Consider the following 7,400-nt stretch of genomic DNA (forward strand, 5'->3'; position numbering starts at 1 on the left):
GCGCCGAAGTGCTGGAGGCCGCCGCCAGGCAGCTGGAGGAACGGGGCCTGTGACGCGGATCAGCCCGGGGCCCCGTCCGACTCAGACTTCGGCGCCGCCGTAATCGCCGCCACCGCCGTAATCACCACCTCCGCCACCGGTGCGGCGCCGGCGGGAGCGACCTGCTTCAAAGGGATCGGGGGCGGCACCGCCAGCGCCCGCAGCACCGCCGCCGCCGTAGCTGCGGTCTTCCCAACCCTTGGCACCGGAACCCCGATCGCCACCGCCGCCATAGCCGCCACCGCCGCCGCCATAACCGCCGCCACCACCACCGCCGTAGCCGCCGCCACCCCGGCGCGGGGCGCCACCGCCACCACCACCGCCGCCGCCACTGCGGGGTTCGGCCTTGTTGATGCGCAGGGGACGGCCCATCAGCTCGGCACCCTGGAGGGCATCAATTGCCCGGGTCTCGGTCTCAGCGTCGGCCATCTCGACGAAGGCAAAGCCGCGCTTGCGGCCGGTGTCACGCTCCAGCGGCAGGGAGCAGTTGACCACGGCTCCGAAGGGAGCGAACAACTCAGCCACGTCCTCCTGCTCAGCGCGGAAGGGAAGATTGCCGACGAAAATACTCACTGACCGATGAGGGGGAACCGATGGCGCGCGCAGGCGCCTGAGACCCGCCAAGGTTAGACGGAGACGCGCGATTCCAACGCCTGGCCGCCCAGCCAGCGCCGGGGGGCCAGGGCAGGATGGCGACGCGCCTCAGGGGGTCGAATCCAGCCGCTCCCTGGCCTGCCGCAGCTGCTCGGCCACCCGCTCGAAACCGGTGCCACCTTCGCTGCGCCGGGCCGCCACCACCTGCCGCGGCGCGATCACGGCATGGATGTCCGCCTCGAAGGAGGGATGCAGCTCCTGCCAGCGCTCCAGGGGCAGATCAGCCAGCAGCCGCTGTTCCGCCAGGCAGGCCTTCACCAGCCCTCCGACCAGCTGATAAGCCTCCCGAAAGGGCACGCCCCGGGCCACCAGATAGTCGGCCACATCGGTGGCGTTGGAATAATCGGCAGCCACGGCGGCCTCCAGCCGGGCAGGGCGGAACGCGAGCCCCTCCTCGAACAGCACGGCCATCGCTTCGAGGCAATCGAGGCAGGTGCGCACCCCGTCGAACAGGGCTTCCTTGTCTTCCTGAAAGTCCTTGTTGTAGGCGAGGGGCAGACCCTTGATCATCGTCAGAAGTCCCATCAGATGGCCGAAGACGCGGCCGCTCTTGCCGCGCACCAGTTCCGGCACATCGGGGTTCTTCTTCTGGGGCATCAGGCTGCTGCCGGTGGCGCAGCGGTCGGTGAGCCCCACGAAGCCGAACTCCTCGCTGGCCCAGAGGATCACCTCCTCCGCCAGGCGGCTGAGATGGGCCATCACCAGAGACAGCGCCGCCATCGTCTCGACGGTGAAGTCGCGATCACTCACCGCATCGAGGCTGTTGGCGTAGATCGCCTCGAAGCCCAACTCGGCGGCGGTCTGGCGGCGGTCGATCGGCACCGAGGTCCCCGCCAGGGCCGCCGCCCCGAGGGGGCAGACGTTGACGCGGCGACGCACGTCGGCCAGGCGCTGGCGGTCGCGTTCGGCCATCTCCACGTAGGCCAGCAGGTGGTGGGCCAGGCAGACCGGCTGGGCCCGCTGCAGGTGGGTGTAGCCGGGGATGAGGGTGTCGGGGTGGGCCTCGGCCTGGGCCAGCAAGGCCCGCTCGAAGCGCACCAGGGCGGCATCGATGGCATCGATGCGGCGCCGCAGCCACAGGCGCAGGTCGGTGCCCACCTGGTCGTTGCGGCTGCGGCCGGTGTGCAGCTTCTTGCCGAGGGAGCCGAGGATTTCGATCAGGCGCCGTTCCACGGCGAAATGCACGTCCTCCGCCTCGAGGCCCGGCGTGAAGCTGCCGGCGGCCGCCTCGACCCGGATGGCTTCGAGCCCCTCGATCAGGCGCTCGGCTTCCTGGGCGGTGATCACGCCGCAGCGGCCCAGCATGCGGGCATGGGCGATGGAGCCGTCGAGATCCTCCTGGAGCAGGGCGATGTCGAAACCGATCGAGGCATTGAACCGCTCGATCGCCGGATGCAGACCCTGCTCGAAGCGATCGCTCCAGGTGGTGGGGGAGGGGTCAGCGGCCATCAGGGGGTTCCGGGCAGCCCTTCAGCTTGCCATTCGTCTCAGGTGGGGGGCAGGGAGGGCAGCACCACCCCGTCCCGCACCTTCAGCACCACCATCGAGGCATCGTCCTCCAGGCGGCGGTCGCTGCCGACGAAACGGTCGAGGCGCTCGAACAGCCGATCCAGGATCGTCTGGGCCTCATGGGCCACCCGGCAGGCGCCCTGGAAGGCCTTCACCAGCCGTTCCTCATCGAAGCGCTCGCCGCTGAAGCCGCTGGCTTCGGTGACGCCATCGGTGTAATAGAGGATCACATCGCCCGGCTCCAGCTGCAGCTCGCCGCAGCCGTACTCCGCCTCGCTCTGAAGACCGATCAGCAGGCCGGGGGTGTCGAGCCGCTCAACGCGGCCCGTCTGGCGCCGCCAGACCAGCGGCGGGTTGTGGGCGGCGTTGGCATAGCGGAGCAGGCGGGTGCGGGGGTCGTAGTCGGAATAGAAGAGGGTGACGAAACGGTGCGAGTGGGCCAGGTCCTCCTGGGCCAGCTGGTTGAGGTCGTGGAGGATGCGGTCGGGGGGCAGGCCGCTGAGCACCTCGGCCCGCAGCATGCCCCGCAGCAGGGTCATCAGCAGACCGGCCGGCACCCCCTTGCCCATCACATCCCCCATCACCAGCGCCCAGGGGGCCTGCTCGCGCCTGTGGCCGGTGAGCTGGGGCTGGGTGGGGATGAAGTCGTAGTAGTCCCCGCCCACCTGGAAGGCCGGACGGCACAGGGCCGCCAGCTCGACACCATCGATCACGGGGCAGTGGTCGGGGAGCAGCTGGGACTGGACCTCGGCGCCGATGCTCAGCTGGCGGTCGAGCCGTTCATGGCGGCGCCGGTCCTGCTGCAGCACCTCGTTCTCCAGCGCGACGCCGGTGAGGTCGGCCACCAGCTGCAGATGGCGGCGGCGCACGTCGCTCCAGCTGTAACCGCGTCGGCCGCTGAACACGTACAGGCGGCCCCGCTGACGGCTGCGGGCCACCACGGAGGTGGCGAACACCTGCTGGGCGCCGAGCAGGCGCTGGACCAGGGGATCGAGCAGCACCGCGACGGCCTCATCGCCCTCTTGGTTCTGGAGCTGGCCATCGGGCAGGGCGGCCAGCTGGCGCAGCACCTCGGCGCTGCGCTCGCCGGCGGTGGCCTGGAGCTGCTCCCGCCAGAGCCGGCCATCGGCATGGAACACCAGCAACAGGCTGCCTTCGGCCTCCACCAGCCGCGAGGCCACCAGGGGCACCAGTTCGAGGAAACGCTTGAGGTTGGTGTGGCTGCGCAGGGCGAACGACAGCGACGCCAGCAGCTCCTGGTTGCGGCGCTGCTCCCGGCCGAGGCTGTCGAGCAGCTGGCGCAGCGAGGCCGTGAGCGACGGCCCCGGATCGGGAGTCGGGGACGGCGCGGAGGTGGAGAGGGGCTGCGGGGGCGGCTGGCTGCTCACCGAGCGGCCGCAAAGGACACGCAAGGTAGCAGCGGCGGGCGGGACTCAGGAGGCCAGCAGCGCCTCGACGAACTCGAAGCTGTTGAAAGGCCGCAGGTCGCGGATGCCCTCTCCGGCCCCGATGAAGCGGATCGGCAGCCCCGCCTCGGAGGCCACCGCCAGGGCAACGCCGCCGCGGGCGCTGCCGTCCAGCTTGGTGAGCACCACCCCGGTAAGGCCGGCGGCACTGGCGAAGGCCATGGCCTGGCGCAGGCCGTTCTGGCCCTGGCTGGCATCGAGCACCAGCAGCGACTCCACCACCGCCTCCGGCGCCAGCTTGGTGATGGTGCGCCGCACCTTGCCCAGTTCCTCCATCAGGTTGTGCTTGGTCTGCAGCCGGCCGGCCGTGTCCACCAGCACCAGCTCGGTGCCCTTGGAACGGGCGGCGCCGATGGCGTCGTAGACGACGGCCGCCGGATCGGCGTTGGCGCTGGGGTTGGCCACCACCGCCACGCCGCTGCGCTCGCCCCAGACGCTCACCTGCTGCACCGCCGCGGCCCGGAAGGTGTCGGCGGCGGCGATCAGGCAGCTGTAGCCGCTGCGTACCGCCAGGTTGGCCAGCTTGCCGAGGGTGGTGGTCTTGCCGACCCCATTCACCCCGACCAGCAGCCAGACGTTGAGCCTGTCGCGCTGGGGGGCCAGCACGGCGGTGTCACCGGCGTGAATGGGGGCCTCCAGCAGGCCGCGCAGCTGCTCCTTGAGGAAGCGCAGGCCTTCGGCCGGATCCACCACCTCCTCGTTGAGGCGGCGGCGCAGGGCGTCGAGCACCTGGTCGGTGGCCTTCACGCCCACATCGGCGCGCAGCAGGGTGGACTCGAGATCGTCGAGCACCGCCGGTGTGAGGGGATCGTCGCCGAGGTTCTCCAGCAGCTGGGTGACGAAGCCCTTGCGGGTCTTCTCAAGGCCGCGGCGCAACCGGCCCAGCCAATCGATCTCCTCAAGGGACACGTCCTCGACGCGCCGTCCCTGGGCCGCCAGCACCTCGGCCGACCAGGTGAAGGTGGCATCAAAGGCCCCGAGGCTGGGGTCGGCGGCATCGGCAGGGGGCGTGGCCGCGGCAACGGCCGGCTCGGGTTCGGCGGGGGCGGTGATCTCCTGGAGGCGCTGCTGGCGCTGGGCGGCAGCCTGCTCGAGCAGGGACAGGCCCGACGCCACCGGAGCGGCGGCAGGGGGGGCGGGTGCGGGCTCAAGCGCCGATGTGGCGGACTCGATGGCGGCCGGGGTGGGGGGCTCCGGCTCGGGCGCTGCCGGTTCGGGCTCAGGAGCGACGGGCGGACTGGCCGCCTCCTGCTGGGCCTTGAGGCGGGCGTAGGCCTGGCGCGCCCAGGCCAGGGCGTCCTCGTCGACAGCGGAGCCCGCCGGAGCGGCTGGGGCCGGCGTGGGAGCCGCCACAGGCTCAGCGGGTTCGGGTTCTACCGGGGACGCAGCAGGCGCCATCGCTTCGGGCTCCGGCTCCGGTAGCGGTGCGGGTTCGGGCTCCGGGGCGGGCTGGGCCACGGCCCGTTTGAACCAATCGAAGACCATCGCGTTCCTGCCTACACCCGGGCGGCGGTGAAGCGCCGCAGCACACCGTTGATCATGCGTCGCCCCTGGTCGTCGCTGTAGCGGTTGGCCAGCTCCACCGCCTCGTTGCAGGCCACGGCGGCGGGCGTGGCGAAGTCCTCGAGGTCCACCACCGCCAGCCGCAGGATGTCGCGGTCGACCCGGGGCAGGCGGGTGAGGCGCCAGCCTTCCATCACCGCGTCGATGCGGCGGTCGAGGCCCTCCCGGTCGCGCAGCACCGCCTTGCTGCGGGCGATGGCGTCGAGCCGCACGGCGTCCTGGTCGGCCAGGAGCAGCAGACGCGGCAGCTCCAGGCTGGCCGAAAGGCGATTGAGGGCCTGCTCGGCGTGGGTGAGGCCGTCCTGCAGGTGGCGCCGCACCGTGGGCAGCTGTTTCTCGCCCTGGTCCTGCAGCTCGCTGTCGAGCAGCCGTTGCTGGGCCTGCTGCAGATCCTCGGCGGAGCGGTCGAGGGCCTCGCGCACGTGCTGGCTGAGGGTGGTGACGGCCTGTTGCAACAGGACATCAAAAGAGCCGGCGGGGGATTCGGCCCCACTGCCGCGATCGCTCACCTGACCCAGCATCAGCAGGGCCAGTTCACGGGCAAGGGTGCGACTCTGCATCAGGAGGTTTGGGGGGCACGCAGCTGGGCCAGGAGGCTGGCAAAGCTGCGGTTGGAGTTGGGTTCCCGCTCGTCCGGGCTGACGATGCCGGCGGAGATGATCGTGCGGAAGGCATCCTCCACGCTCAGCTCCAGATCCTTCACCAGCCGTTCCGGCACCACCGCATACCAACCGGTGGTGGGGTTGGGGGCGGTGGGAATGAAAACACTGAGCATCGTCTCGCCGAAATCGGACTGGATGGCGGTGCCCAGCACACCGGTGACGAAGCCCACGGCGTAGAGGCCTTCGCGGGGGTACTCCACCAGCACCACCCGCCGGAAGCGGCTGGAGTTGCCCTGCAGGAAGGTTTCCAGCAGCTGCTTGAGGGTCTTGTAGACGGAGCCCGCCAAGGGGATGCGCAGCAGGGTGCCCTCACCAAACTCCAGCAGCCAGCGGCCGACGATGTTTCGGGCCATCAGGCCGATCAACAGGATGCCCAGCAGGGGCACCAGCAGCCCCACCCCCAGGTTGATCAGGTCCTGGAGGAGCGGGTTGAGGGTGTTGAACGGGTTGAACTGCTTGGGAATCGAGGTGAGGAACGCCAGCACGAAGCGGCTCACCGTGGTGGCGAGCCAGATCGTGGTGGCCAGCGGAATGACCACCAGCAGGCCGGCGATCAGATCGTTCTTGAGATCCTGCTGCAGCCGGTTGCCCAGGGGCTGATCGGAACTGGGACTACTGGATGGGACCAATGGAAGAAGGGGTCCGTAGGGGCGAAACCCTAACGGTAACGATCCACGGGGTCTTACAGGACACTGCCGAGGCAAAGGATGGTGAAGGCAATGATCAGCACCACCGCGCCAAGCGATCCGCCATAGCGGCGCTGGCTCAGGGTGACCTTGCCGGTCTGCTCGGTCTGCTTGAACTGGGTTTCGAGCTGGTCGAGCTGGCGATCGATGAAGGCCCGGGCCGACTGGGTCTTCTGGGCCTCGGTGGCACCGGGGGGCACCTGGCCGGTGGCTTCGGCCTGCTTGATCAGTTGCTGCAGCAGGGCGGGATCCTTGCTCTGCTGGCGGGCCATTTCGAGCTGGCCTCGCTTGGCGGCGATCTGCTGGTCGTTCTGCTGCTGCATCTGCTGGTCACCGCCGAAGGTGATCGGCAACGACGCTGTCAGCAGGACGGCCAGCAGACCACTGAGGATGCAGACCGTCCAGAGGACGGGCGTGCGGCCCTCCGACTGATCTTCCAGGCGGGAGGAGAGATACATGAGCAGCAGACCGATCAGGCCCATGGGGGCCTGGCTGATCAGTCGCTCCACCACCAGCTGGCGGAACGCCTCCTGTTCCCAGTCCCAGAGACTGAGGACGGCGACCAGCTGGAGGACGAGCAGCACCACCAGGGTGAGGCCCATCCAGCGCAACAGCGGGCTGAATCGGGAGGAGGAAACGGCAGCCACTCAGGGGGGGTCGGATTCGTGGGACTCTACCGGCAGCTCTTGAACGCTCCCTCCTCCCTCACCGACCTGGCGGCGGCCCTGCGGGTTCGGGCCGAGGCGCTTGGCTTCGCGCCGGTGGGCCTGGCGGCCGTGCCGGGGGGGGCTCGGCTGCCGCTGCGCAACGCCGCCCTGGAG

Annotated in this window: 7 protein-coding genes; all 7 read right to left on the reverse strand. The window is 70.2% G+C overall.

Annotation, left to right across the window (positions count from 1 at the left end; genetic code table 11):
• Positions 1 to 81: 81 nt before the first annotated feature.
• Positions 82 to 612, reverse strand: coding sequence for an RNA-binding protein (locus VB739_RS15765; protein WP_323357973.1), 531 nt, complete (start codon positions 610 to 612; stop codon positions 82 to 84).
• Between the two features lie 129 nt (positions 613 to 741).
• Positions 742 to 2,142 carry an argininosuccinate lyase gene (gene argH / locus VB739_RS15770; protein WP_323357974.1) on the reverse strand — a complete coding sequence of 467 codons (1,401 nt, stop codon included), beginning with the start codon at positions 2,140 to 2,142 and terminating at the stop codon, positions 742 to 744.
• Between the two features lie 38 nt (positions 2,143 to 2,180).
• Positions 2,181 to 3,590: a PP2C family protein-serine/threonine phosphatase gene (locus VB739_RS15775; RefSeq protein WP_416233351.1), complete on the reverse strand. Its 1,410-nt coding sequence runs from the start codon at positions 3,588 to 3,590 to the stop codon at positions 2,181 to 2,183.
• A 45-nt stretch (positions 3,591 to 3,635) separates the two neighbouring features.
• A complete protein-coding gene (ftsY, locus tag VB739_RS15780) occupies positions 3,636 to 5,153 on the reverse strand; it encodes a signal recognition particle-docking protein FtsY (protein WP_323357975.1) in 1,518 nt (505 codons plus the stop codon).
• 11 nt (positions 5,154 to 5,164) lie between these two features.
• Positions 5,165 to 5,791 carry a transcription antitermination factor NusB gene (gene nusB / locus VB739_RS15785; protein ID WP_323357976.1) on the reverse strand — a complete coding sequence of 209 codons (627 nt, stop codon included), beginning with the start codon at positions 5,789 to 5,791 and terminating at the stop codon, positions 5,165 to 5,167.
• Complete coding sequence (locus VB739_RS15790; protein ID WP_323206552.1) at positions 5,791 to 6,522, reverse strand: DUF502 domain-containing protein; 732 nt, start codon at positions 6,520 to 6,522, stop codon at positions 5,791 to 5,793. Before VB739_RS15790 ends, nusB begins: the two co-directional genes overlap by 1 nt.
• Before the next feature lie 53 nt (positions 6,523 to 6,575).
• Positions 6,576 to 7,226 carry an HpsJ family protein gene (locus VB739_RS15795; RefSeq protein ID WP_323357977.1) on the reverse strand — a complete coding sequence of 217 codons (651 nt, stop codon included), beginning with the start codon at positions 7,224 to 7,226 and terminating at the stop codon, positions 6,576 to 6,578.
• Between the last annotated feature and the right edge of the window lie 174 nt (positions 7,227 to 7,400).

Source organism: Cyanobium gracile UHCC 0281, from assembly GCF_034931305.1.
Lineage (GTDB): Bacteria > Cyanobacteriota > Cyanobacteriia > PCC-6307 > Cyanobiaceae > Cyanobium > Cyanobium gracile_A.